The 26,532-nt window shown below is 41.7% G+C and carries 23 protein-coding genes and 1 tRNA gene; 2 read left to right on the plus strand and 22 right to left on the minus strand.

Annotated elements, in window-relative coordinates; genetic code table 11:
• Nucleotides 1-27 precede the first annotated feature (27 nt).
• The 9 genes from BP621_RS16785 to BP621_RS16825 all read right to left on the minus strand — a co-directional run bounded on the left by BP621_RS16785 (nt 28) and on the right by BP621_RS16825 (nt 8,720).
• Nucleotides 28-645 (minus strand): 4Fe-4S binding protein, encoded by a 618-nt coding sequence (locus BP621_RS16785; protein ID WP_292391876.1) that lies wholly within the window; start codon nt 643-645, stop codon nt 28-30.
• Between the two features lie 6 nt (nt 646-651).
• Nucleotides 652-1,011, minus strand: coding sequence for a helix-turn-helix domain-containing protein (locus BP621_RS16790; protein WP_292391877.1), 360 nt, complete (start codon nt 1,009-1,011; stop codon nt 652-654).
• A 584-nt stretch (nt 1,012-1,595) separates the two neighbouring features.
• Nucleotides 1,596-2,819 carry a SufB/SufD family protein gene (locus tag BP621_RS16795; RefSeq protein WP_292391878.1) on the minus strand — a complete coding sequence of 408 codons (1,224 nt, stop codon included), beginning with the start codon at nt 2,817-2,819 and terminating at the stop codon, nt 1,596-1,598.
• A complete protein-coding gene (locus tag BP621_RS16800) occupies nt 2,801-3,544 on the minus strand; it encodes an ABC transporter ATP-binding protein (RefSeq protein ID WP_292391879.1) in 744 nt (247 codons plus the stop codon). Before BP621_RS16800 ends, BP621_RS16795 begins: the two co-directional genes overlap by 19 nt.
• A 350-nt stretch (nt 3,545-3,894) precedes the next feature.
• A complete protein-coding gene (locus BP621_RS16805; protein ID WP_292391881.1) occupies nt 3,895-4,557 on the minus strand; it encodes an MBL fold metallo-hydrolase in 663 nt (220 codons plus the stop codon).
• A 9-nt stretch (nt 4,558-4,566) separates the two neighbouring features.
• Entirely contained in the window at nt 4,567-5,538 is a 972-nt protein-coding gene (locus BP621_RS16810) for a DUF128 domain-containing protein (protein ID WP_292391882.1), read from the minus strand.
• A gap of 630 nt (nt 5,539-6,168) precedes the next feature.
• Nucleotides 6,169-6,663 carry a DUF5817 domain-containing protein gene (locus tag BP621_RS16815; protein ID WP_292391883.1) on the minus strand — a complete coding sequence of 165 codons (495 nt, stop codon included), beginning with the start codon at nt 6,661-6,663 and terminating at the stop codon, nt 6,169-6,171.
• A gap of 45 nt (nt 6,664-6,708) precedes the next feature.
• Complete coding sequence (locus tag BP621_RS16820; protein ID WP_292391884.1) at nt 6,709-7,383, minus strand: undecaprenyl diphosphate synthase family protein; 675 nt, start codon at nt 7,381-7,383, stop codon at nt 6,709-6,711.
• Between the two features lie 152 nt (nt 7,384-7,535).
• Complete coding sequence (locus BP621_RS16825) at nt 7,536-8,720, minus strand: redox-regulated ATPase YchF (protein ID WP_292391885.1); 1,185 nt, start codon at nt 8,718-8,720, stop codon at nt 7,536-7,538.
• 173 nt (nt 8,721-8,893) lie between these two features.
• Here BP621_RS16825 and BP621_RS16830 point away from each other — a divergent pair.
• A tRNA-Arg gene (locus BP621_RS16830) sits at nt 8,894-8,965 on the plus strand.
• A 468-nt stretch (nt 8,966-9,433) separates the two neighbouring features.
• Here the strand turns inward: BP621_RS16830 and BP621_RS16835 are convergent.
• From BP621_RS16835 to BP621_RS16890, 12 genes are all read right to left on the minus strand, one after another.
• Nucleotides 9,434-10,222: a helix-turn-helix transcriptional regulator gene (locus BP621_RS16835; RefSeq protein ID WP_292391886.1), complete on the minus strand. Its 789-nt coding sequence runs from the start codon at nt 10,220-10,222 to the stop codon at nt 9,434-9,436.
• A gap of 410 nt (nt 10,223-10,632) precedes the next feature.
• Nucleotides 10,633-11,418 (minus strand): helix-turn-helix transcriptional regulator, encoded by a 786-nt coding sequence (locus BP621_RS16840; RefSeq protein ID WP_292391887.1) that lies wholly within the window; start codon nt 11,416-11,418, stop codon nt 10,633-10,635.
• Nucleotides 11,419-11,560: 142 nt separating this feature from the next.
• A complete protein-coding gene (locus tag BP621_RS16845) occupies nt 11,561-13,489 on the minus strand; it encodes a hydantoinase/oxoprolinase family protein (protein ID WP_292391888.1) in 1,929 nt (642 codons plus the stop codon).
• A 154-nt stretch (nt 13,490-13,643) separates the two neighbouring features.
• Nucleotides 13,644-15,650, minus strand: coding sequence for a hydantoinase/oxoprolinase family protein (locus tag BP621_RS16850; RefSeq protein ID WP_292391889.1), 2,007 nt, complete (start codon nt 15,648-15,650; stop codon nt 13,644-13,646).
• Between the two features lie 292 nt (nt 15,651-15,942).
• Nucleotides 15,943-16,926, minus strand: a complete 984-nt coding sequence (locus tag BP621_RS16855; protein ID WP_292391890.1) for a cation diffusion facilitator family transporter — start codon at nt 16,924-16,926, stop codon at nt 15,943-15,945.
• Between the two features lie 356 nt (nt 16,927-17,282).
• Nucleotides 17,283-17,867, minus strand: a complete 585-nt coding sequence (locus BP621_RS16860) for an acetate uptake transporter (RefSeq protein WP_292391891.1) — start codon at nt 17,865-17,867, stop codon at nt 17,283-17,285.
• Between the two features lie 53 nt (nt 17,868-17,920).
• The gene (gene mtaB, locus BP621_RS16865) at nt 17,921-19,306 is read right to left on the minus strand and encodes a methanol--corrinoid protein co-methyltransferase MtaB (protein ID WP_292391893.1); all 1,386 of its coding nucleotides are present in this window, start codon (nt 19,304-19,306) and stop codon (nt 17,921-17,923) included.
• A gap of 13 nt (nt 19,307-19,319) precedes the next feature.
• A complete protein-coding gene (gene mtaC / locus BP621_RS16870) occupies nt 19,320-20,096 on the minus strand; it encodes a methanol--corrinoid protein MtaC (RefSeq protein WP_292391894.1) in 777 nt (258 codons plus the stop codon).
• Between the two features lie 1,252 nt (nt 20,097-21,348).
• Nucleotides 21,349-21,903, minus strand: coding sequence for a TATA-box-binding protein (locus tag BP621_RS16875; RefSeq protein ID WP_292391896.1), 555 nt, complete (start codon nt 21,901-21,903; stop codon nt 21,349-21,351).
• Nucleotides 21,904-22,241: 338 nt separating this feature from the next.
• On the minus strand, nt 22,242-22,439 hold the full coding sequence (locus tag BP621_RS16880) for a hypothetical protein (RefSeq protein WP_292391897.1): 198 nt from the start codon (nt 22,437-22,439) through the stop codon (nt 22,242-22,244).
• A gap of 271 nt (nt 22,440-22,710) precedes the next feature.
• On the minus strand, nt 22,711-22,851 hold the full coding sequence (locus BP621_RS16885; RefSeq protein ID WP_292391898.1) for a hypothetical protein: 141 nt from the start codon (nt 22,849-22,851) through the stop codon (nt 22,711-22,713).
• 60 nt (nt 22,852-22,911) lie between these two features.
• On the minus strand, nt 22,912-23,583 hold the full coding sequence (locus tag BP621_RS16890) for a CobW family GTP-binding protein (protein WP_292391900.1): 672 nt from the start codon (nt 23,581-23,583) through the stop codon (nt 22,912-22,914).
• 872 nt (nt 23,584-24,455) lie between these two features.
• Between BP621_RS16890 and BP621_RS16895 the strand changes: the two genes are divergently transcribed.
• A complete protein-coding gene (locus BP621_RS16895; RefSeq protein ID WP_292391902.1) occupies nt 24,456-25,229 on the plus strand; it encodes a helix-turn-helix transcriptional regulator in 774 nt (257 codons plus the stop codon).
• A 95-nt stretch (nt 25,230-25,324) separates the two neighbouring features.
• Here the strand turns inward: BP621_RS16895 and BP621_RS16900 are convergent, their stop codons facing one another.
• On the minus strand, nt 25,325-26,494 hold the full coding sequence (locus tag BP621_RS16900) for a CobW family GTP-binding protein (RefSeq protein ID WP_292391904.1): 1,170 nt from the start codon (nt 26,492-26,494) through the stop codon (nt 25,325-25,327).
• Nucleotides 26,495-26,532: the final 38 nt, after the last annotated feature.

Here is a 26,532-nt window from a genome sequence, read left to right on the forward strand (position 1 = left end):
CAATAGAAATTAATAAACAATAAAAATTCAAAATTGTAGGGCATCTTTCGGACAGGCAGTAACGCAGCGCCCACATTTTATACAGTCTGATTTTGCATCGTCCTGAGTGATTTTTAGCTGCATGGGACAGACTTTTTCACATTTCTTGCAGTTAATGCATTTTTCCTTTTCGAGTTTAAGAAGATACTTTTTACCACCAAGCAGGCGTTGAGCTGTGCCCATAGGGCAGAAGGAACACCAGGTTCTTGGGCTCAGGTAACTGCCCAGAAGGGTTGCGATCGCAGTTGTTACCAGACACATCATCACAAACACCATGCCGATTTTCTCAAAAGTATTGAGACTCCCTATAGCGTTTACTATCCTGTATCCCATAAAGCCCATTAGCACGAAGAAAATTGGCAGGCGGACCCACAGGGAACGCAGAGTGGCAGGTATTTTCTTTTTCCTTGAAATCTTACTAACCCAGAAATCAACAAAACTTCCCCTGGGACAGAGGTTCCCGCAGAACCATCGACCTCTGAAAGGACTAATCAGGAAGATTGCTGCAAAAACCAGCAGTATAAAGTACCCGAGTGCATGATACCAGAGCCCTCCTATGGAAACTATAAGAACCAGAATTCCCAGGTAAGGCGTTATTTTAAGCAAAGTTAATCAAACTCCGTTTTCCCATTTTTCAAGTTCCTGTCCAAGTCGGTCAGCCCAGGAATTCACCACACTCATTATAATATTTTTTATTTTAGCCCTTGAGTTGACCTTATACTTGAAGACATAGCCCCCTCCATCTAGGTTCTGCTGCGACCTTTGCAGAATTTCTTTTTCGTGCAGTTTTTTGACGGAACGCTGAACTGTGGAAATATCCAGCTTCAGGACTTTTGAAAGATAATCGGTGTCAACCCACTGCTCTTTTTCATTCAAAAAATACTTCAAAACCTTCAGGTCTGCCTTTGTGAGATTAAGGGCACACTTGATCACATCTTCGATTTTGAACTCTTTACAGGCAAAGTCTATCATTCCAATCCCTCTAAATCACTACAGTACTGTAATATTATTGCCGTAGTATATATATAATGCTAAGTACTGTATTGTCCAGCCAAAAACAGGAAGTACTGCATTTTTAGTGCGTTTGTAACCTTACCTCCATGCAGAAAACTAAAGGTATTCCGCATGGAGAATAAGAGGAGAGCGCAAGTAAAGTCTCTTCGTTGCATCTTTAAAAAATGAGATATTTATCTGATAACTTCTTTATCTTATTCGTTTATAACCTGCATGGAAACATTTTTATACTTCCGTTTTAATCTGCGAACTGCGGTTTAATGAGCAGCCTTAAACTTTAAGGCTTTCTTTTTCACAGGAAAACCCTATTATCCTTGCATTTAGCTCATTAAAACCCACAACACTCAACAAAAGGCCGACAGGTTTCTCCTTTTTTCCTGCCGGCTTCACACACCCAGTTCAAGAATATTCTGGTCAGGAGAAGCTATATTCTTCAGTTTTTTCTATGCCCCTCATTTTCCGTTAGCTGAGACTGTTTTTCAAGCCTTCTTTTTTAAATCAAATATGTCCTGGATTATGTTCGGGATTCTACTCGTTTAGAATTACATTCCAAAGGCTGTCTGTGTAATTGTATTTTCTATTTCATTTTTCAGTTCCTCTGGAATTCCCCTGATCCCGACATCCAGGAAACCACGTACGATCATACCTACAGCTTCATCCTCGGTAAGCCCTCTGGCCATCAGGTACTCCACCTGGTCTTTAGCAATTTTTCCAACTGCGGCCTCGTGAGTAAGTTCGACATCGTCTACGTTTGCTTCAAGGATAGGGATTGCAAGCTGGCTTCCTTTGTCGGTAAGGACAAGCCCTTTGCATTCCAGGTGCCCTTTTGCTCCCTTTGAATTGGCTATCATCTCCCCTCTCGCGATTATTCTACCGCCGATTGTAATTGTTCTTGAAACCAGTTCCGCTTTCGTGTCAGGGGCATTGAAAATCGCCCTGCTTCCAAGGTCGAGTTCAGAGCCAGGATGGGCAATTGCTATAGTATTTAGCCTGGTTACTGCTCCTTTCCCTTCGAGCTTGACAGTTGGGTACATCTGGACAGAACGAACTGGTTTCAGGCAAATGTAGTTGCTAACATAAGTTCCACCTTCTTCCACATGAACCACTGTTCTCGGGCGAACTCCTATCTGCTCGGCCCAGTTATGGATCATTGTAAAATTCAGGGTAGCGCCTTTTTTTACGTACATCTCGGAAATTCCCATATGTATCCCTTCTTCTACTCCTTTTCTGGAGGTACAGCCCGTAATAATGTCAAGGCTGGCGCCTTCTTCGACGATTATGATGTTATGCACGGTCTGGTACACCTTTTTACTGTTCAGCATAAGGCAGGTCTGGACAGGCATTGAGGATTTCTTACCTGCAGGCACCCGGACAAAGTATCCATCCGCGTTTTCAAGGTAAGTTTTTGCCGTGTATTTATCGGTATCCACAGCTACAAGCTTCCAGGAGTAGTCTTTGAGCCATTCGTACTTTTTCAGGGCTTTTTGGGTAGATGTAAGTTCTATATTTTTGTCTTTCAGGGACGAATGCGAAACTGCATTATCGAGCACCAGCAGACTGCCGGATCTTCCTTCTTCGCTCGGGATTACCCCTACCTGGAACAGGGTTCTTTTGCTTTCTTCGTCAAGGGTCTGGAGGTCTTCTATAGGCTTGCTAACTCTGGAACCTTCCTCAAACTTCCCCAGCTCAAAATCCTCTCCGAAAGCCGCTTTTTTCTCGGCTGCACTTTCAGCTCTCTTTTTCAGGTTCACTTCATCAGTTTGCATTCCAAACACTCCTCATACCCTTTGCTCTTAATCTCTTCCAGCATTTTCAGGGGATTTCCTGAACACATAATTGTTCCGTTGCAAAGAATATATCCCCTATCTGTAGTTACATAATCAAGAATCTGGCCTGTGTGCGTGATTATGAGGGCTGATTTCCCTCTTATGCAACTTTCACCAGGGCATTCGACACCTTCTTCAAGCAGCTCTTTTATTGTCATTCCTACCTGTTCTATGCTTACGAGGTCTACTCCCGACTCAGGTTCATCCAGGAGATAAAGATTCGGGTTCTGGGCTGCAAGTTGCAAAAGTTCAGAACGTTTGATTTCTCCCCCAGAAAAGCCCACGTTTACGTCCCTATCCAGAAAACGATTCATATTAAGGTTCTCAGCAAGAGCCTCAGGATCTTTCTTTCCTTTCGATACCACCTTTATAAGATCTCTGAGTTTAATCCCGGACATATCTGGCGGGCGTTGCATCATAATTCCCAATCCGCGACGAGCTCTTTCGTCCATTGGCAAACTGGTAATATCTTCCCCATTAAACAGAATTCTGCCTTTTACAACCCTATATTCACTAAAGCCCATGATTGTTCTCATCAGAGCTGACTTTCCGGCTCCGTTTGGCCCAAAAAGCACATTAGTATACCCTTTTTTGACTTCAAGGTTAACGTCATGAAGCAAAATTTTTCCGTTAACCTCTACAGTCAGATCCTCTATTTTTAGCATCGATATTTTTCTCCCTTTATTTCATTTTTGATACGGTTCCCCTCTACTTTTATTCCGTTTTCATAAAAACAATGATTGAAAGTATATTTATTCAAAGTACATTTATATGGCAGGAAAAACGCCAAGAGCCGAACAATTCCGGTATCTTTTCCCACCTTCCGTTATTTCCCGCCAAATCTTATATTCTTTTTAGAGGACATTGTATTTCTAACTATACATTCTCTGTAAATTTATGTATTCTTTAAAATTAGGGTGTTAAAATTCAGAACTGTTAAATTCTGTTTCAAATACAGGACTACAAAACAAGATTTCCAAAATAGAAGTTTTTAATTTCTTTAAAATATTTCACTTTATTCCAGGTCCACACGCAGACCAACTTCGATTTCTACAAATTTCGCCGGAAAAATCTCCTTTATTTTTTCTCTATGAGCGGTACAATGCCCTGCTGCTATGAGTTCCATCCCTCCCAGCCTTTCAAACTCCTCGTTATCATGGAGCCCGCCGAGAATCCCCTTTACTTTCCCGTAATGGCTGGCAGTATCCAGGATTGCGGCAAGCCCGGGGTGAGCACAGCCTGTAAGTACGTAAGATCCGTTTCCAGTATCCAGAATAAGCGCCTGCTCCTTTACCCGGTCTCCTAGTTCCCCTGTACTCCTGATACCCTGAGAGATTTCTACAGGCTCTCTTATTTCGATAAGAATCGCCCTTTTCTCAATTTCTCTCTTCAGATTCTCCGAAAAAGAAGCAGGAACATAGACCTCAAGCCCAGGATTTGCCTGAAGAATCTCGGGAAGGCCTCCTATATGGTCCCAGTGCTGGTGAGAGAGAACCAGTTTTCTGATTCTAGTGGGATCAATGTTGAGCTTCTTCATATGTCTAAGAAGGAGCGGCCCATCCCATCCAGTGTCGAAAAGCAGGGTTTCACGATTTGTTTCAATGAGAGCTGCAAAACCCCAGCTTGCTGTGAAATCCTGATTGGCTCTGTTGTCATAGATGACAGTAAGCCTGAACATCGGGGTTCCTCAGATTTCTTTCATAGTTTTATATTCCATAACAGTAGAAACAGGATTAGTCTTGATTTTAATTCCGGTCTCTTCAAGGGCGCAGATGCCATTAATGCCTCCTACGATTGCAATCCCGAACTTTCCGGTTTCAACAGGTGCCCCAAGCAAGGTTTCATCAACCTCTCCCGGAGGAAAATAACCTGCAAGGCCGACTCTTTCTACCTTTTTCATAACTTCTCTGGCTCTGTCGTAAGCTGAGGAATTGATCTGCCGTAGATTGGCAAGGATTTTGCCTTCCCCTTTTTCAAGCACGTCAAGGACAGAAGTAGTCTTCCTGCTCATGAAAATCTGTATGGGATCAATTGAGGTTCCGCTGTAGGATATTAAATCTGAAAACCGTGCAGGTTTTCGATTTTCTATCTGAAGAATTCCGCCGTAGGCCGGTTCCACAGGTATGCCCGCTTTGAGAAGCAGCCCGTCAAAAGCAACACTGCAGACCGTAGCTATTCCTATTTTTCCTGGAGGCAGGGAAAGCAGTTCTTCATCTTCTTCGATGATCCTCACTCTTGGGCTTATCATATACCCTTCGTGTGCAGTATATGAAATCACTTCAATAACAGTCTCTAAATCGTCCTTATCAAAGTATGAAATATTTACAGGCATTACTCCCTCATTGGTCTCGGGGTTATATGTGGTTCTGAAAGCCATCTCTTCTATTCGGGATATTACAAAGCCAAACCGATCTGCGATGAGGGCGTCATTCATCTCCCTTTCTCCAAGTTCGGTAAGTGTACGTCCTGCATATCCGTGTTTGCTTGTGAACCCTCTCTCGTCCAGGATCCTCAGATGGTAGCGGACAGCCCGCTCTCCTATATCATAGCCCCGGTTATTAAGTTCATCAGCTATTGCCCGGGCACCTATAGGCTTGTCACTTTCGTGAATCACCCTCATAATTTCAATGAGTTTTCGCTCAATTTGCGGATCCATCATATTTAACACCGTTATACTTTATAGTAAAATGTTATCTGTGATCATGACAAAATTCTATAGTCTTTAAATACTCTTTGAGCAAAACCCATGTCTTTCGGCTTGCCCAAAACGGATTCAATTCTTATTTATATTCAATTATAGTAAATCTTTTCGTAGTTAATATATTTTGTCGCCCGAGTTCCGCCACCCGAGTCCCGTCACCCGAGTTTCGCTTCGGGAGCACGAAGCCCTTTTCGCTTCGCTCAAGAGGGCTGAATTATGGACAAGATAAGTTGCTTTTCAATTTGCTGAAAGGGGCTGATTTACCTGCAAACCTTTTCAAAAAAGGCTTGATCACAAACCTTTTTAAAAAACTGCTTGATCACAAACCTTTTGAGAAAAGGTTTGATCGAAAACCCTGGCAACTTTTGGATTTGATAGTCTTATCCCCAGACCCTATCTGCGTGATAAACCGGCGCAACGGTTTTGATCAACCGGCGCAACGTTTGCGGCTCAACGGTTGATTTTAAGAGTTATTTCTTTAATGTCTTGCGAGGTTATCTAGTCTAGATTGTTTTTTCCTTGCCCGCTCTGGTTATAGAGGTCTGGGTCAGTTACTGGTTATGGGATTTGTGTTGAAATTATGATATTTCATACAATTTTTATAATTCCTGGTTGGGGGGAGTAAAGTTCTCCTGCTTCCAGGAGGTTTTTGAGGATTGTTTCGAATTTTTCTTGAGTTATTCCTTTTTCCAGAGCTTTCTGTCGAAGTTCTTCTTTCTCTATTTTTCCGTCAGTGGTGTTCAGAATTTCGAGAAGAGTTAATTTTGGGTCTTTTTTTGCAGGGGGGGAACTGGAAAGGTTTTTTTCTGGAAGTTTAAGTTTTTTTACTGGGTTTTCGTTTTTGGAGATTGAGGGTTCAGACTCTCTGGAGGGAGAGGCCAGTGAAGAGGTTTCGTTACCTTTTCCGGAGATCTCAGCTTGCAGGCGAGTCCGAAAAAGCACTGCGTCTTCGAGATCTTCGGAGAAGTGGAATACCCTCAGTTTTCGGGTTTGCAGGAGAACGCCGCAATGCTGGCATTTCAGGGTCTTTTTTCCGGTTTCTATGATCTGGGCGTGCTGTCGGCATTTCGGGCACACAATCACAGCATAGCAAAGATTTTTGCGCTTTTGTCCGAATTCCAGCTCAATTCACCTTCCGTATCTTCTCTTTCTTTTCTGGAAATCCCTCATAACTCTCAGCAGGTCGACCTTTCGTACATCTTTCCAGTTGACATCTGTAAAATAAAGTTCCGAATAGACTGACTGCCACACCAGGAAGTCCGAAAGATTCTGCCCTCCCGAACGAATCATGATGTCAGGCTCGTGATTGACAAGGAGATAGGATTCGAGCATTTTTTCGTCCACCTCTTCAGGCCTGACAGTTCCCGCTTTAACTTCGGCAAGGATAGTCAGTACAGCCCTCATAATTTCGTCTCTTCCTCCAAATCCCAGTGATACATATATAAGAAAATCCTTTCCAGGAGCAGTGCTATTTACCTCTCCATCAACACCATAAATTCTATAACCTGTGCCGCTAGGAAGGTTAGAAAAGCTCTTTTCCAGCCTGGCTTTGAGCGTTGATGCGATTTCGGCTTTTAAAGCCAGATCAGTTTTCAGGATGTCTACATAGATGCTCACAACTTCGACCCTGAATTTTCTAAAAATACTCAGTACAGATATGAGCCTCTCCATTCCTTCAGGGTCAAAAAGGTCGGTTTCCTTGAGTATGATTGCTACATGTCTGGGAGTATTTGAAAATTCCCTGGCTATTTGCCAGGTCAGGAACCTCTCATAGACCGGATATGCAAAAGAAAGTAAATCCATCTGGAAAATATCCTCCCTGACAAGCTAAAGCAATCCACTATTTCATCTTTTCTGTTGTATATCTAAACTCCAGAGTCTTTTCCAGACCTGTTCCTAATGACCTGTTTCGGATGATAGCTTTTTCGGGTTTATCGGATCTATTATTGTGTTGTTTACTTTGCAGTGGATACGATCTTGATTACATCGCCATTTTTCAGTTCATGCTTTTCTCCAAGCCTGAGTCTTGTCCTTGCATCTACTGCATACAAAAATCGATCCCCTATATCGGTATGTATCTGGTAAGCAAGATCATGACAAGTGGATCCCCTTTTCATAAGGTAGGCATCAGGTAGAATATTCCCACTTTTATCGGACCATTTTCCTTCATCTTCTACGGGATATACAACAATGAGGTCCAGAAGCTCAAAGACAGTCCTGTTTATGCACTCCTGGACACCTGTACTGCCAAGCCTCTCAACTACTTTATGGATAGCTTCGAGCCCTTTTTTCTGGGCTTTTGTAAGCTCCCCTCCAAGTATCTCGAATTTCCTGTCTCCTGGACTGTATTTTATAAGCCCGCTTTTTGCTGCAGACTTAAGTGCCAGTTCGGCTGCTGCACTTGCAGGCACTACTATTCTATCAAGATCTTTAAGCCTGTCCAGGTTTTCTCTTGAGGCGATGTCGGCTTTATTTGCAGCAATGAGCAGAGGCTTGCTGATCTCCCTCATTGCGTCGCAGAGCCGGATCATGTCTTCTTCGCTCCATTTAACATGGTCCAGCCTTGCAAGCCCTGTTTCCATCAAAGCTGCACTTACATGGGATTCTCTTATTCCTGCCCCAGCAAGCTGTTCTGCAATTACAACTTCGAGCTTAAGCCCCTCAGCCTGGATTTTTCTGGCAAGTTTGAACCAGTTTCTTTCCAGAATTCCATAAAGCCACATTGTGATTTCCCTGTTCAGGAAAGCTACATCTTCGAGAGGGTCGTGATCTCCGATATCTACAGGGTTGCCCTCGGCGTCAGTTCCACCTGAGGCATCTACTACATGAATTATTGCCTGAGCCTGCCTGAGTTCATCCAGAAAAGTATTTCCAAGTCCCCTTCCTTTGTACGCATCAGGGACAAGTCCGGCAACGTCAATAATATCAATCGGGACGAGCCTGATGCCGTCCACACACTTTCCGCATCTCTTTTCCTTCTCTTTGCAGGGACATTCAACCCGCACATAGGTAACTCCGTGATTGGCATTGATAGTTGTAAAAGGATAATTTGCAATTTCAACGTCTGCAAGTGTAGCAGCTTTGAAAAAAGTGGATTTTCCCGCATTGGGTTTTCCTGCAAGTCCTATAGTCATTGACATAAATTATAAAAACGAACTTGTTGCATTTAATCTTTATTGATAGTGATGCCGGAGAAGCAGGATTTCTTCCTTAACTTTCAGACCGAGGTCAGAGTTGCAAATTCTGGGTTTAGCCGGCTCTTGAGGAATAAGGTTTATATCCTTGAATGTGCTTATGAATGTTGCTCGCTTGTGTCCCGATAGGGTAGTGGATATCCTTGAGGCCTGCGGAGCCTTAGACCTGAGTTCAAGTCTCAGTCGGGACGTAAATTCTTATTTTAATTTTCTGTTTTCTTATTTTGATCTTCTGTTCTTCATCGGATTTTCGTTTTTACTCTTCTCGATTCCTTCTTTGCTTCGATTTTATAACGGAAGACTCTGCACCTAGAGATACTCGACTGTTTTAACGAGTACAGGAACAGGATAAAAAATCAATCTGGCAAAATTATTGGGCGCGTGCTTTTTTATTGTCGAGGCAGAAAGAGTGAATTGAAAAAAAGCAGTGAGCGTATCTCGTAACCGGACGATGATATGGAAACAATTGGTGTACAAAAACAAGGATTATATCATATTCTGAACTCAGAATAGGGATGATTGGGGCATCATCGATAAAACCTGATGGGCTGGAAAAGAGCCGAGCTTCCTGTTTCTCCCAAAAAGCTACTCTTTATTTGAGAGTTAAAATACCTCTTAGAGCGGTTTATTTCCAGAATTGGAGAAACCTGGGGAAATTATCATACTCTGGTAATAGGTCTTGCTATACCTCTATAGTGATCGGAAAGTTCTTTTCCCCATTTGAGTGCACTTTCATCAAAACTTACTAGGTTATGATTATAGTAAATTCCACTGTTACAGAAGAGGGAAAGCGCCATGAACTTTTCCGTGACTATGCTTGAAGCAATTTTCATATTATTATTGTTGCAGACATAGAGTTTGGTATGTTTCAGGTTCAGAAAGTGCTCAAGTTCCTTCTTGTAGTCATTGAGCATTCTATCATAAACATATTCTGTAAATACCAGGGTTATGTCCGTGCCTTTTGCGGCAAGCTCTATGCACAGGGAAGGATAGATGGGCAGGAAAAAGGAGGATGAAATCCTCACTTTCTCAGATTCGCAAAGATGTTTTACAACTTCTTTTGGATATTCAAACACGTGGTTTCGGTCAGGATTTACTTCCATATAGTTTCCAAGCTTTCCTATCTCATCAAGAAACTCAGGAGGGATTGATGTCATATCCTGATTTATCCAATAATCGTGGTTTTTATCAAAAACGTTAAACGTTTCAAGAATTGTTTTCATCTTCGGAACCAGAATTTCGCCGATACTGGAAAGTTTGTAAAGCCTGTTACTCTCAACAATAAGATCCTGCTTCATCAGTATCTTTATCTGGGTCATTATCGGACTTGAACGGACATCAAGCGTATTTTTGATTTCTTCGATGTTCTTGGGTCCGTCCAGAAGCAGTAAAAGTAGATTTTTCCTTTTTTCTGAAAGAAAGAGAACATCCAGTAGTGATGAATCCATCTGATTCCCTCTCTTAGGTCTCATCCTATTATATGTGACATCATATATATCTCTATACTAGAAGACTCTGAACTTTTTGCCTTTATTCATGCCATTGTAGTTTTTGATGGAATAAAGGATCTTTAGGGCTTTAGGGTTTTTGGGGTTTTGGGGTTCATACTTTGAGGGTTTTGGGATTTATACTTAGGATACAAAGAAAATTACCATTTTTTTATGTATCATAATATCATATATCATAATATTACTTGTAAATATAATTACTTTTCATTATCTTCTAATAAATCCCTTAAATACTTCTATATGACAGTTCTCTTATAACACATATAACACATAACACCTCTTTACACATTTATTTAAAGAGTTGCTCTTCTGAAAGTATTTGGGGATCTTAAGATCTGTATCTTTTCATATCATATCTTGTTTACCAGTCTGGAAAGCCTCTTGAAATAATCAAACAGCTCCTGACCCCACAAAAGGGCGCTGGGTTCGGAACTCATAATGAATTGCTGGTCGAATTTGCCATTTTTATCAAAAAGACCCAGCATCATTGTCCTATCAGTTACGGTAACCTCAGTAAGCTTTATTCCTTCTTTGGAAACATACAGGCTTACATTATCCATGCCCATTAATTCATTTATCATATTTGTATGTTCGTTTGATAGATGATCCCAGACAGACTGAGTAAAATTCAGGGAAAGTTCGGCATCTTTTCTGCCAAGCTCAACGTACAGGGGGAGATAGGCAGGATTGAAATAAGAAGCAAAAGTCGAAGCATGTTTCGCATTAGCCATCCTGTCAATTATTTCTTGAGAGGGTTCATATATATGATTAAGGTCGGGCTCTATAAAGGTACAGTCTCCCAGTTCAGATATACGTTCCAGTAGGCGGCGCGGGATTGCATTCAGATCGTGGCCTGTCCAGTATGCGTTGTTTTTCTCAATTACCTCAAGAGCACTTATCAGGGGCTTTATCTTCTTGATAATGAACTCTCCCAGGACTGTGAGTTTATACATTTTGTCTTCCTGGACAATAAGATCGTGATCTATCAGTTTCTTTATCTGGGGAAGGATCGAGGTGGCTGTGACATCAAGTATGTTCTTGATTTCATCAATATTTTTTGAGCCGCTATCCAGCAACATAAGAAGGTTTTTTCTCTTATCAGAGCGGAAAACAAGATCAATAAGCGAAGAATCCATGTTCTCTTACTTCCTGTTATTCAATAGCTTACAGTTCTAGCCGATCCTTCTTTTCGGCAGGCTGGTTCTATAGCTGTTCGTTTTCAAATTGGGCATTTCTCCGGCTTTTCAAATTAAATTTTATATGTAAATAATATTATTTCTAATTAGTTAAAATCCCAGGGTCACAGACTCCTACAAAAATCATTTTTGTCTCCATTGGTGTATGTTTCCAGCCAGGTGGAGAAAGGTATTCCTTACTTGTGCTTATTTTTATTGAGCCTTCCGGAAGTCCAAAATCCTTCATTGAATCCAGAATAAGTTCTTCGCCAGTTTTATAGGAATATTCTACCGCCATCCGGTATTCTTCAAATTTTTTCCTTCCTTCGGGGGTAAATACAAGGAAGTTTTGATCCGGATTTTCCATTGAGAATGGCCTGATAATTATCTCAATTCTCTTAATACCTTTTCCTACGAGGGCTCCAACTGCGTTTCCTACTTGGGCCTGTTCAGGAACTATAATTTCTGCATCAATAAGAGCTTTGAGGTTTTCATAATAAGCCTTTACAGGACCTCCGAGCAGGACTACAGGAATATTTAATTTGTACTGGACAGGAACATCTTCCTCCAGCATTTTTTTTATTCCTTCTTTTCCTCTTCCTTCCATGATAAAGGACATCAGGCTGTAAACCATGTTTTTTGCAACTTGCTGCTTTATTTTTTTGCAAAAGGCATGGACTCCCATTTGAGTGAAACGTGAAAGCTTTTTGGCGCCAATCTGGGCAGTTTCTACATCCCATTCAGTATACTCCCCAAGCACATGCAGGGCGTCAGTCGGTGTGAAGCCTATAGCCTGGATCACACGCTGCTGAATCAATGAATCAAGAACTTCTGGAGAGGGAAATCGCTTCATTTTATTTAAAATCTCGTAGATAGAAAGAGGTTCGTCTCTTATGAACTCAATTAATTTTCTCTCGCTTTCTGTGGGATTAATAGGATCTGCTCCAGTACTGACAAAGAATTTGGTGGGCTGAATATGCTCATTGAGCATGGTTCTCAGGGGCACGGGATTCTTTTCGAGTTTCTCCTTAAAGTTCGGGTACCGTACAGCAGCAACGCAGAGGGGCATAACTCTTCTGGGGCCTATCATGATGCATTTTTTAAACCACACATGACTATCCCCGCCGTTTGCCGAACTCTCCATACGTATGGCTTTTATGCGTGTTTGCCAGCCATCAACCACTGCTCCTTTCTCACAAAGCTCAGGAGCGCCTTTTTTTATTATGGAGACGTCTGTACTTGTCCCCCCAACATCGATTACAGCGCAGGTATCTAGTCCTGAAAGGTGAGAAGCTCCAATTATACTTGCTGCAGGGCCTGAGAATATGGTTTCAATGGGACGCAATTTTGCACCTTTTATATCTGTAACCGAGCCGTCACATTTCAGCATAAGGATTTTCGCATCAAGGTTTCTTTCCTTTATTTCAGATGTGATGGAATGGATAAATTTATAGGTTATAGGAATAAGCTGGGCGTTTAAAACAGCTGTAGCTGCCCTTTCATAGGCTCCAAGTTCCTGAGAAAGTTCATGCCCGCAAACCACAGGATGCCCTGTCAATTTAAGGACTATCTGTTTTACTTTAAGCTCATGATCTGGATTTCTTGTACTGAAGTACGAAGATACCGCAAATGCAGAGACTTTCTTTTTAAGGCTTATTGCAAACTGTTCTACGGCAGTAATGTCCAGAGGTTGCAACTCATCTCCATTACTGTCATGTCCCCCTCTCACAGTAATACAGTAATCTGCGGGGAGTTCCCTTGGGACGGTATAGTCCCCTACCAGGATCAGGCCAACAGGATATCCTGTTTTTTCAAGAATGGTATTTGTCGACAGAGTTGTGGAAACCGACACCAACTTTACTTTGCTGAGATACTCCGGATTCAGTTTGTCAATTGCATTTCGAATTCCGACCATAAGGTCTGGATAGGTAGTAATTGCTTTGCTGGTATCAAGGATCCGGCTGTCCGAATCTCTTAAAATTACAACATCGGTGTAGGTTCCGCCTGCGTCAATACCCAGACTATATTGCATGTCAAAACAGCCCCATTTTTACTTTATATTACACAATTCAGATCCTTTTTTAGCTGTATACATCCTTTTTATCCGGATTTGTAAAATTATTCTCAAGATATATATTCCTGTTTACAACATCCGACTGATGATATTACGATTTATCTTTATCCTCTCAAGCCGTAATCGTAGTTTTTGGGATTCCTATCCCTACGAAAACAAGTTTTGTTTCCAGGGGCACATCAGTCCAGCCGCTCGGCGCCAAATGCATCCGGCTTACGTCTATTTTTATATTCTCCTTTTGAAGTCCTGCACTCACCATGTAATCCATAACAAGCTGTCTTCCAAGCTTTTCTGCGAACTCAACGGCTTCACTATAGCTTTCAAATTTCTTTCTTTCAGATGGGGAAAAGACAATGAACTCGTTTTTTGTTTCATACGGTAAGATATCTTCTGCAGTACATTTCTCGTGAGCCTCGTAATCTATATTCTCAGCCTCACCTTCAAGGGACTTAATAACTTTTGTTTTTATAAGAATCTCTACCCTTTTAATTCCTTTCCCAACAAGGGCTCCGACAGCGTTGCCAACCTCCGCATGCTCTGGAACGATAAAATCAGCGTTAATCAGGCTTTTCAGATCCTCAACATATGCCTTTACAGGTCCTCCGAGAAGCACCACAGGAATTTCAACCCTGAAGCGGGTAAAGTTCCTTCCGAGAAGAACTCTGTCAATCTCGTTTCTCGGCATCCCTTCTATAAGGTAAGCAATAAGATCTTCGGCAATATTACGCGCAACCCTGCGTTTTGCTTCCGCACTGAAAGTTTCTGGGCTCTGTTTTAGTATCCTCCCAAGCATGGAAGCCCCAATTGTTGCAGCCTCCACATCCCATTCGGTATATTCTCCAAGCACATGAAGGGCATCAGTAGGGGTAAAGCCTATTGCCTGGATCAACCTTTTTTGGATTAGTGAGTCCAGCATTGATGGGGAAGGGCGTTTTTTCAGGGCTATGAGTAGGTCACCGAAGGAAACAGGCTCTTTTCCGATATGTCTGTAGATTTCTCGCTCTCCTGCCTTCAGTTCGATAGGCCTGAAGTCGGTCCTGACATAAAATTTTGTTACTTGGATGCTCTCGCAGAGATATCCTTTTGCAACCTTGTTCGATTTCAATTTATCTCTGAAATCTGGGTATATGACCGAAGCCCGGCAGAGTGGAATTACCCGGCGAGGGCCTATATGAATTCGGTCGCCTTTTACCCAGATATGGCTGTCTCCTCCGGTTGCAGAAGTCTCCATACGGATGGCTTTTACGCGAGTTTGCCAGCCTCCTACAACAGCACCGAAATTACTGAGTTGGGGAAGCCCGTTCTCCATCATAGCTACATCCGTGCTCGTGCCGCCAACATCGATCATGGCACAGGTATTGAGCCTGCTCAGATGAGACGCTCCAACAAGGCTTGCGGCAGGCCCTGAAAATATGGTCTCAATGGGTTTTTCTAGGGCTTCTTCTATTCCCACCACTGACCCGTCGCATTTTAGCATCAGCAGGTTCGCGTTTATACCTCGGATTTCGAACTCCTCAACTATTGCTTGGATAAACTTGTGAGTAACAGGAATTAACTGGGCGTTAAGAAATGCAGTTATAGCCCTTTCATAGGCTCCAAGATCCTGGGAAAGTTCGTGCCCGCAAACCACAGAGTGCCCTGTAAGTTCCTTTACGGTTTTTTTGACAGCAAGCTCATGTTCTGGGTTGCGGTTGCTAAAATATGAAGAAACCGCAAAAGCCGAAACCTTATCTTTTACCTTGAGGGCAAATTCTTCTACGGAATCGAGGTCAAGAGCCTTCAGTTCTTCCCCATCACTGTTATGCCCGCCAGAGACCGCTACCCAGTAGTCTGTAGGATGTTTCTCAGGAATAACATAATCTCCTACCATAATTAACCCTACTGGAAATCCGGTGTTTTCCAGGATAGTATTTGTAGATAGGGTTGTAGATACGGATACTAGTTTAATGTCTTTAAGATGCTCAGGGTTTAGCGCATCAATAGCGTTTTTCATTCCAGGGAGGGGATCGGGGTAGGTAGTCAGCGCTTTGCTGGATTCGATCACAGCTCCGTCCGAATCCCTAATTATGACTGCATCAGTATAAGTTCCACCTGCATCGATTCCAAGACTGAAGTGCATTTTTAGCCTCTTTTGTGAACTAAATATAACTTCCCAATATTTCCAGATCTATTCTAACTTCGGGTAATTAATTTTCTTAGCAATCAGTATTCAGCATCTCTGTGAATCCAGGTATCGGTTTATACCTAATATATGTAGAGTCTGGATATCTGTTAAGCATTGCAGTAGCTAAATGGATAGCTGCTAAAATAAATAGCGACGGGTTTGATGTCTTCCGAACTGTCGGTTTTCGCACTGGGTTTTCCACACCATTATTACAATATTATTTTATTTTTTCTACGTTTTTATCTTTTTAAAATAAACTTACCTTTTCACCTTTATTCTCATTAGAGGATCTATCTTTGATTTCGAAATTCTGGTTCTTTAACGGGATGGGCTCTATTTTTATCAGTACATACGTATCTTCCGTAAAAGCCGCTTTCAGTCTTTTTTCTACCAGGTTTGCTATCTCTGCGGCTTCTAGGACACTCAGGGAGTTATTCACATTGACACTGGCATTGATTGCTATGCCATTCCCTATCCTGCGGGTTTTAAGTTCCCCGGAACCCGTGACGTTTTCGGTTTTATTTATAATCTCCCTTATTCTAAGGTTATTTTTCTCATCAAGGGAGGCTTCTATCAGCTCGTTTACAATCCTGTAGAGAAGCCTGCCTGAAGTTCCAAGGAGATAGAGGCTTAAAAGAAGCCCAGCAAAAGAGTCAGCTATATCAAAGCTTTTTCCAGACAGGAACGTGAATCCTATCCCTGAAATAACAAAGCAGGATATTAATAAGTCTTTTATTGGGATGATTGATAAGCCTTTTACGGGGATACGAGCTTTCGAGGAAACCTCTTTAGCCTGTGCTTCAGGAGTTCCTGTCAAAACAGCCATAACATTTCTTAATACAAAGGCTGCGATTGCGGCATAGAGTGCAATGATTTCAGGAGTTTCGGGCTCTTTATCCTGCAAAAACGTGAGCAATTCCCCAGAACTCAGGAAAATCGTATGAAAACTTGCAAAAAGAAGAATAAAAGCCCCTGCCCCCATACAGAGGGTTGTGAGTTTTCCATGTCCGTAGTTGTGGTTTTCATCTCCAGGCTTGCTTCCAATAGAAAAATCCAGGAGTTTTATACACTCATTGATAAATTCGGAGAAGGAGCGAACTGCATCAGCAAGAAGCAAAGTACTATTTCCCAAAATCCCGGCTAACAGCTTGAAAAGTGTGAGCAGCAAACTGAAAGCAAGCCCTATGTAAGATTTATTGCGGGTTTCGTCAAACTTTTTATCCGCTTGCATTCGAAGTTCACCGTTAATTAATTTTCCAATCTTCCTTCGTAAAGCGGACCTTTTTATGCAGGCCGACAAATCAAAAAAAACTGTATTATCTCTAAAAATTAAATAGGCCCTCGAGTGCCTGTATTTTTCTAACGCTGTCACAACACAGAATTTTAGCCACTAATGCAATAATATTGGGGAGGACTGGAAAGCGCAGACTTAAGATCTGTGCTTGCCTGAAAACTTATTTTTGGCTTATTTTTGGCTGCTTTTTCTGTTTCTTCCTGCCTTTATGGGTTTCATACCGATCTCGAGGTTGGCGCAGGTTTTTTCCTCAAGTGTTCAAGAGTTTTACTTAAATGCTGATTGTTTTACTATTAAAGTGGGATTACAGTTTTTCCGTGGATTTCATTCATTACCATGCCCAGAGCTGTATAAAGAGCTCCAAGACCCATAATAAGTCCTACATAGCCAGCCACTACAAGCAACCCTGTACTTCCGGTTGCGTTTACAACAGCCAGCAATATAAATAATAAAAATAACGTAAAAAATACAAACTGAAGGGCATGGACTCCGATTTTCATAGTAGCGATCAGCATCACAAAGGTATAGACACCCCAGATTAAGAGATACGCGGCCATAGCAGTTCCGGAAGAAGCCTCAGCCCAGCCGATTGCAGGCATAACAAGCAATCCGGCCAGCGAGAACCAGAAAAGGCCAAAAGCTGAGAATGCAGTCCCTGCAAAAATATCTCCTTTTTTCCAGGACATAATTCCTGCAAATACCTGGGCGAACCCACCTAGAAATATTGCCATGGAGACAATCATTGATTCTACGGGATATATCCCTATGTAGCTCAGACTTAACAGGACTGCCGCAAGGCCAAGGCCAGTAAAGCCAAGGGGGGCAGCATTCGCAGTCTTGTCAACTATTATGGTAGGATTTCCCACGTTTTCGCTCATGGTTTCACCTAAAGCCAGTTTTATATAAAAATTAAAAAAAAGAAGTTTAGGGCTTAGAGCCCGTAGTTTTCTGGTTTGAAAACTGCAACTTCCTGTTTGAACTTGGTCAGGTTGTCGCTCACGAACTTGTCAGCATCGTCGGTGAGGGCTTCGAGGTCGGCCTTAACCTTTGCAAGAGCATTGGTTTCGAATCTTGTAAGTCTGAGCTTACCAGATTTGGCGCCTTCTTCGACAATGTTGCAACATTCGATTGCAGCGTTCTTTGCACGGAGATAGTTGTTCTCTCCGTCCTTGACAATTGCCTGTCCTACCTTGTAGGCATTGTCGTAAGCAAGCACATAGCCCTGTGGGTCTCTGAATTTATCAGAAAGCACGAGAATGTCCCTGAGATCCTTTGCTTTTCCAGTCTTAAGTGCAACGTTCATCATCGAACAGTCATATGCAAGTGTCTCTGACCAGCACTGGACAGTTGTACCACCGAATTCACCGTGGTATTCAACTGATTCGTTGGACCAGAGGTCACAGCATTCCATGATCAGGTTACCCATCAGGTCAGAGTGGGCGCAGGTAGAGGTCTTACCTTCTGTGGTCATCGGCATACCTGTGATGCCTTTGATAATAACGTTCTCATATCCACAGTCCTTTCCAGGGCCTACTGCACCAGCTTCGTATGCACAGAGAGATCTTGCTGCAGAGATTGCCCTTGCAACGATTGCAGTTGTGTGGGCAAGGTTCTTGTCGAGTAAACCGCCTGCAATGAACATTGCAGTGTTTGCCTGGGCGCAGTCTGTGTCACCTGCGGCAACAGTTCCAGTCTTCTTTGCGATGTCTGCAATGTCGGACCAGATCATTTCCATGTCCATGCTACCGAGAACACCGATACCGAAGAGCATACCTGCAGTGTCATTTCTCAGAATGGAGTAGTCGAAGACTTCCTTACCACCCATGCTCTCTACGGAAAGCAGGTCTGCACCATTATTGGCAACTTCTTCAAAGGCTTCAATGAAGGTGTTATACTTATCTCCTCTAAGCTGGAGGAAGTTGCGGTCTTCACGGATATCACCAATAGTGTGGCGGAGTGCACACTTTATGCCATATTCGTCATGGTACTCTTCCATGATGGTCTTCTGAGCATGTGCAACAGCACCTCCCCAGTCGGGGTTGTTGGACATCTGCTGGACGTGTTCGGTTTCAAGCACAACAGAGGGAGCTCCAATTTGGACCATCCTTGCCATAATATCGGTGGTGATCCTTTCATACTCTTTTATGAGCTTTTCTTTGGATGCACCGGCTCCAGGTCTTGGGGCATAGTTAACTTCGGGGGATGTGTAACCTCCACCTATTTCGAGGCCAAGGCCTGCCTTTACTGGGAATTTTGCTTGCCCAAAAATTAGTTCATCTGCGCTAGCATAAGCCATTGAAGTGTATTTTTTTACCATTTTTGCTCCCTCCTCAGTGTTTGTGGAACTTCTCCCTTAATGCTGTGATATCTGTAGTACCTGCAACGATTGCGTCAGCAATCTTAGAGGCATCTGCAGCTTCTTCACCATAGACTCCAAGTTCATACTGGGACACGAAGTCCTGGTTGACAGCACCGCCACCACATGCGAACGGGATCTTTATGCCCTTTTCAAGGAGCTTGTCATTAACTTCCTTGAATGCATACATGGTGGTTGTCATGAGAGCAGTACCTGTGAGCAACATCGGCTTCTCTTTTTCAACTGCAGTGATTACTTCATTTACAGGGACATCTCTTCCAAGATCAATCACTTCATAGCCGTTTGCTCTGAGAAGAGCGGTAACAATGTTCTTTCCAATGTCGTGAACGTCACCTTCTGCAACATGGCAGACGACCTTACCCTTTTGCACGGGAATTTCGGTAGTCTGGGTCTTGCAGAATTCGATGCCTGCTAGCATTGCATCAGCGGACATCATAACATTCGGGAGGAAAATGATACCATCATCGTAGAGCTGGGTTACAACTCCCATTCCTACCATCAGGGCATCATCGATAAGGGCGATTGGCTTCTTGCCTGCATCGATTGCAGCCTGAAGTGCGTCAACTACGTCATCCTCTTCTCCCTCATAGATTGCTTTTGCAACCGGGTAGATGAGGTCGTCTTTGGGATAAAGCTCTTCTGCGGCTTCATCGGGGGTCATTTCCTTTTCGAGGGCGACGTTGTAGCGTACTAATATGCCGTCGATGTCTTCCAGTTTCAAATCCAACATATTTTAACCTCCATTTAGTAAAAGAGTCTCGGATTGCTCAGATCGTTGACCCTGCAAGTTACATCTCCCTGAAGATTCTAAGCGTTTTTTACCGAACGCTTCTTGAATATAATGTGGAATTCGAAAACCTCCAGATCGAATTCCTTCCATTGGGGGATTTGGATAACTTTGAGTGGTGTACTGATCATTCAAAAGCTGGATTTCAGCCCTTTCTCTCGTTTTTCAAGCTTTCTGAAAAGAGCTTTTGAGTTACTTCCCGTTTTTATCCCGTTTTTTAAGCATTTTTCAGAAAGCTTTCTAGTCGCCAGGTTCAGATATCTTCTATTTTCTGGCTCTAAAGGATCTTCTTTCCAGTTAATTCTGATAAGTGTACTCCCTTTAGTATTCCGGGATGCACTTGCAGATCACAGTTATATTTTATTGCATATACCTTCACCGATGCTAATTTTTGAATTGCTATAATTTTATAATTCTCTTCTCAATTTTCTCTGCAAATGATTTTATAAAAAAGAAATCTTTTTTTGCCCATATTGATCTAATCAATGAGATCAAAATTTATGGGTTGATTATTCTCATTTTCGGGAAGTTTTAAATTGCAGAGGGTGAAGATATGGAGGTTTTTATTTTGAGCGCGGAGGTTATCAAGTAAATTTGTTTTTTACTGGAGGTTTGAAACAGGCAAAATGAGATAATCAAAGTATATTTTTGAAAGCACACAAGTGAAATGAATCTCCTGTTCAGTTCTCCTCAGAAATTCCCTAATCTCTTGCTTTCGGTGGGAACTGTGTGAGAGCTTCCATAGCTCCGATCTTTTAATTCTCTGGAATTTATTCAGATTCGTTTTTTTGCCGTTTTTTAACTCTTTTTTAAACAGAGGCGAACTATTTTCCTAGCAGGTTATTCGGTCTCTGTCTTTAATTTCTTATTAAGCAGGCTTCTTTATAACTGTTTGAAATTCTGCTGTTTATCCAGAGCCAGTTTTCTCCAGATGGCTGAAAGAGTACCTTACCTCTCTATCTAAGGGGTCATCTTCCGGACAGGGGCCGATGACCCTTTTATAATATATAAAGTTTTTGTGTGTCAAATCACAGTTGTCCTTTACCGGAAAATTTATTCCTCTATCATTTCCTTATCCATGCCCAACTGTCCTTACTCGGAAATTTTCTAACCGGAAACTTTCTTCCTCCTAGAGTTTTCTTCTCCCTGCCGGGCTGATAAATGAATCATTCTTGTCCCCTGGTTCACCGAAGGTTCAATAAAGAAGTCCTAAGTTGTCAAACTCTTCCTTTATAACCTGCAGGCCCTCTTCGCAATCCTCAGGAGATTTTCCACCTGTGATCACCAGTTTCCCAGAGCTGAATATGAGAACTACTACCTTGGGAGCCTCGAGCCTGTAAACAAGCCCAGGAAATACCTCTGGCTCGTACTCGACATTCTCCATCCCAAAGGCTATAACAATGGTATTCAGGTTCAAGTTCGTTTTCAAATCAGCGGTGGCTACAATGTTCTGAATATGAATCTCAGGTTCTGGATTTATTTTCTCGCAGCCAATGGACTTGAGTGTGTTAGCCAGATTGATTATGGCTATATTAGCGTTCTCGACGTTCTTGGCTCCGGTACATACTACTTTTCCGGAGGTGAAAATAAGAAAAGCAGCCTTTGGATTAGCAATTCTGTAGACCAGTCCGGGGAACTTCGCTTTGTTATATTCTGCGCCTTCCAGCCCGGCCTCTATTTTTTGCAGGTCGAAATCTTCCGCCAGGGTGGTGGATGCCACTACATTCTCTATGGTTATTGTATATTCCATACAACATATATCTTAAATGTTTTATAGAAGCTATTGTCGGTCTAATTTCTACAAAATGGTAAAAATTAGTGGTTTGTATAGGACAAACAGTCTAACGCAAATATTATCAAAATAGCAAAATTGGTCGTCTACCAGTACACTCTTGATGTTTTCATGATCAAGTTTCCAGTGTAAGAATTATTTCATTTTCGTGTGTTAAAATAGGTCTGCTGTAACAACCGAATTGGAGCGCTAAAAGCTTAGAAACATCATAAAGAGTATTCCCAAAAAAGAACACCAACCAAATAATAAAGAAAAGCCAAAGTTTTCCAGCTTAAGAAATGGTCGTTGCCTGGCTATTATAGCCTGGTCTTTTTCTTTCCACTTTTTTGAAGGAAAGCTGCCTTTCTTTCAGACATCTGCTTATTGCCATCCACAGCTTTAATAAGTTCATCTCTGGGCACGGACGTTAACGCAGAAAGTATCTTTACTCTTGATTGAGATTTTCCTTCTTTTTTAAAGACTTCAATTTTAGGAGAGCGAAGCAGAATCCCCATCACTTCAGTGATGGGATGAATGCGTTATCTCTCTCATAATGTGTTTACTGATAATGTTTTTTTACTTTCGAGGCTATTACTATATTGTCGAACTCTGCTTTGGAGGCTGGAAGTGCCACAAAGGTCATTCGACTTTGCTTCGGAACTTAAACTATAAGGTTCTACAGAGAAGTTCTGTAGGTAAAAGTTTGAACGTTGACAGCGAGAACCAATTAAATAGTGGCTCTTGGGCAGAATAGCCTCGGTTGAAATACCGTAGATGCCTGCCGTTTCAACGGCGGGAGCTGTCACGGATTTTATGCGCAGAAGTTACAATTTCCTTTACAAAATTTTCCTGACGCCTGAAAGAAAGCTTAATGTGACTTATGAATTCGGAGTTCAGCTCTTCTGCCTTATTTCTTATGCTTTCCATAATCTACTCGGAAACAGAAATCGCTGTTTCGATGGAAATCTTCTGTGAAGCGATTTCAAATTAGGATGAATAAGCCGTAACTCCAGACACTTGAATTGAGTTTTCCCTGCCCATAGTCATTTTTCTCCTGCTGGTTTCTTCCAGTAGTCCGAGTAATTTGTCTAAACTTTCTCCTCCCTGCCGGGCCGAAAAATGGATCATTCTTGCTCTAGGGTTTAGTTTGCGCAGGAACAGGCAGATTTCTAGGAGCTCTTCACAATTATTTATAAGTTCAACTTTATTAATGCCCAGGATCTCAGCCTCACCTATCTGTTTTTTCATGAAAGTCTGCAGCTCGCCTGTCTCCTTACTCAGGCGGCCAGCGTCCACAAGATTCACTATCGGGGCAAAAGTTATTCCCGAAATTCCTATATTCTCAATATTTCTTTTTATTTGTCCAGGAAAAGCTATTCCTGTGGGCTCTATTATAATAGTGTCTGGATTGTAAGATGCGATGAGAGTTCGCAGGGTGTATTCCATGTTGATTTTCAGGGTACAATAGACACAGCCACTTGTAATTTCCCTGGTTTCAACCTCACCTTTCGAGATTGTATCTCCATCGATCCCTATTTCTCCTATCTTGTTAACGATAACTGCCACTTTGTGCCCCTGTTTTTCCAGGTGTTCAACAAGTTTTCTTATCAGTGTGGTTTTCCCGCTTCCCGGGAATCCTCCTATTAATATACATTTCATACTATTACACCTTCCATAGGTTAAGCAAGAGTCCAAATTACTCTCTGGGTAATGACAATGTCTCTAGAGGGTGTCGAAAATGGAGAGATACTGCCACCAGCGTTTAAGTAATTTCCTCCGGATTTATCTCCAGAGATCGTTACTCCTTTTGACTCTATGATTATCAATTAGAAATTGTCTCAATTGTATATAGCTTAACCGACGCTGTTTTTTATTGAGGTGCAATATTTTCCCCTTTTAAAAATAATCTTTTCCTGATATTTCATAGTTGCCTGAATTTTTCAACATATTACATTTTCAACATTACAGGAGGGATAACAAAATTACGCAGGATAGAAAAAAAGAGGTCATTAAATATTGAAGGGTATTGAAAATTTGAAGGCTTGAATTTCATATTTAATATATAGGAATCCAGAGTCCTGAGTATCCAGAGTTTTAAAGAGCTTAGTCCTGCTTACAGGTCAGTAGTTTATAATATTCGGTGCAAATCAATAAAAGAGCTTTATTTCAATATACTTTAAATATCATCTCCGCAATATCTGTTATGTATTATCCTAAATTAAATATAATCTTCACAATGTTAATTTAGTTCTGGTTGAAAATTATTTCCCGTTTTTAAGACGAGAGCGTTTTATCAATTGATACAAGGATATATGTTTCTAGCAGGATCCGAATAAGCAATAATAAAATCTTAATTGCTTTTAATATTGATTAACGTGATATGTATCGATTGATATGAAACGCTTTTTATTTCATCATCTCTTGATTAAAGGCTGAAACTATGCTGCTCCATGATCGCTGTAGGTTTTAGGCAAATTCTGGCGAATTTATTCTGGTTTAGGCAATATGTGAGTAATTGGAAGCTGATAAACATGAGTTCCCTTGTAGACCTTATTTTTTTCTCTGAAAAAAGAAAAAATCTTCTTGTTCAGTTAGCTAACGGGCCGATGGATATTAACGAGATAAAAGAAGTTCTTAACGTAAAATCCTGTGCTCTAATGCCTCAGATTAAAAAACTGAAAGATATGGATATGATAGTGCAGAAGGGAGATATCTACCAACTTTCGGATATAGGAGAAGTAATCGTTGAGAAAATGCTCCCTCTTAAATCCCTTCTTGACGTTTTTGATGGAAACAAGGACTACTGGTCAAAGCATGACAGGTCTCCTATTCCCAAACACTTAATTAAGAAAATTGATATGCTGGAAAAATGTAGCTTGGACGAACCTGATCTTGACCACATTTTCGAGTTTCCAGGGTATTTGCGTGACAGGCTAAACGGTTCAAAAACTGTAAAATCCTTTTACTCCTATTTCTGTCCTGAGTGCCCGTCGATCCATGCTGCCTGTGCGGAAAATGGGGCCGAAGTACACCTTATGCTCGATGAAAAAGTACTTAATAGATTTAAAAACGATTTTGTAGAAGAATATAACGTGTTGCTTGAAAATAATGTATCGCTTTATATATACTCCGGCAAAATAAGGCCCTCTTCCTTCATGGTTACAGATAATTTCTTGATGCTGAAACTATTCGGAAAAGAAGGGGAATTCGATCACAGGAAGATTACGAGTTTTACTCCGAGTGCCCTTGAGTGGGGCAATGAACTGGCTCAGTATTATATAGACCGTTCCACGAAGATCAATTAAGGCAATGACGGTTAATTAAAATTATAAAAATCAGTTAAAACCGAAGATCAATTAAAAAGCCGTGAGGAAAAATTTATTTCACTAATTTCTTCCTCTTAGTTTTTGCTTTTAATATTTGAAATTCTCTGCACGTGACCGTGATCACCATGCTTATGCTCTTCATGATGATCATGTTCATGATTATGTTCCGGCTCGATTTTATTTACTTTTATTTGTTTTCTCTCAAAGACCTCATGTACCGAATTCTTTACAGCAGCTTTAACAGCTTCCTTGTCAACGTTTGAGACCGCTGAAAGTATCTTGAGGGTAGGGACAGCTCCTTCCTTCGATTTGATTACATCTTCCTGAGGCTCTTCATAATATACTGTAACACTCTGTTTCACGGTTTCTGAGCCATTATCAAGGAAAAGTTTGATGTGTCCTACAAATTCGGGATTTAGTTGCAGCACCTTCACTTTTATTGTGTTCATCAGCTCGGTTGTTAATTCCCTGGCAGCCTCAGTACTGAGATTTCCATTTTTAACTGCAAACTCAGCAGAATAACTGCCTACTCTTGAGGCTTCAATTGAATTTTCAGTCTCCTGCGGTGCAGAAGGTTCGGCTTTAGAAGGCCCGGCTTCTTCTGTTATTTCAGCTCTCAGAGCTCCTTTGGATATTTCTTCGAGATCCGGAAGCACTATTCGCATGAAATTCTCGAAACTCTCACCTGTATCCTTTCCTGAAAGCAGGACTACCATGGCTTTTGGATTCAGCTGTTGGACCGAAGCTTCAAGGATCGGAAGTCGGATAGGTTCTATTAAATCTATCTTGTTTATCCCGAGAATTTCCGCATCAATAATCTGCCTCATGGCAAATTCTTTTACTTCTTTCATCAGGTGCTTGAAACGGCTGCCGTCAATCAGGGTTACAAGAGGAGCGATTTTTACCTGCTCGCCGAGGTTCATAAGCTCGACTTCGTTCCTAATAACATGTGGGAAAGCTATTCCTGTGGGCTCGATCATTATAATATCTGGCTTATATTCTTTTACAAGAAGGTTCATTGTTGTCCTTAACCCTACTTTCAGAGTACAGCATATGCATCCGCTTGTGATCTCTTTCGTATCGAACCCAAACCTCTTTATCACGTCTCCGTCAATCCCGATTTCCCCTATCTCATTCACGATAATGGCAACTTTTTTCCCTCTTTCTGCCAGGTATTTTCCCATATTGATAATAGTGGTGGTTTTCCCGCTTCCTAGGAACCCACCCACTACAATGACCTGCACGTTTTTTCCTCCCTTCGTATCTTCTGGTCTACTGCTTA

Source organism: Methanosarcina sp. UBA5 (assembly GCF_002505485.1).
In the GTDB taxonomy this organism is placed as follows: Archaea; Halobacteriota; Methanosarcinia; order Methanosarcinales; family Methanosarcinaceae; genus Methanosarcina.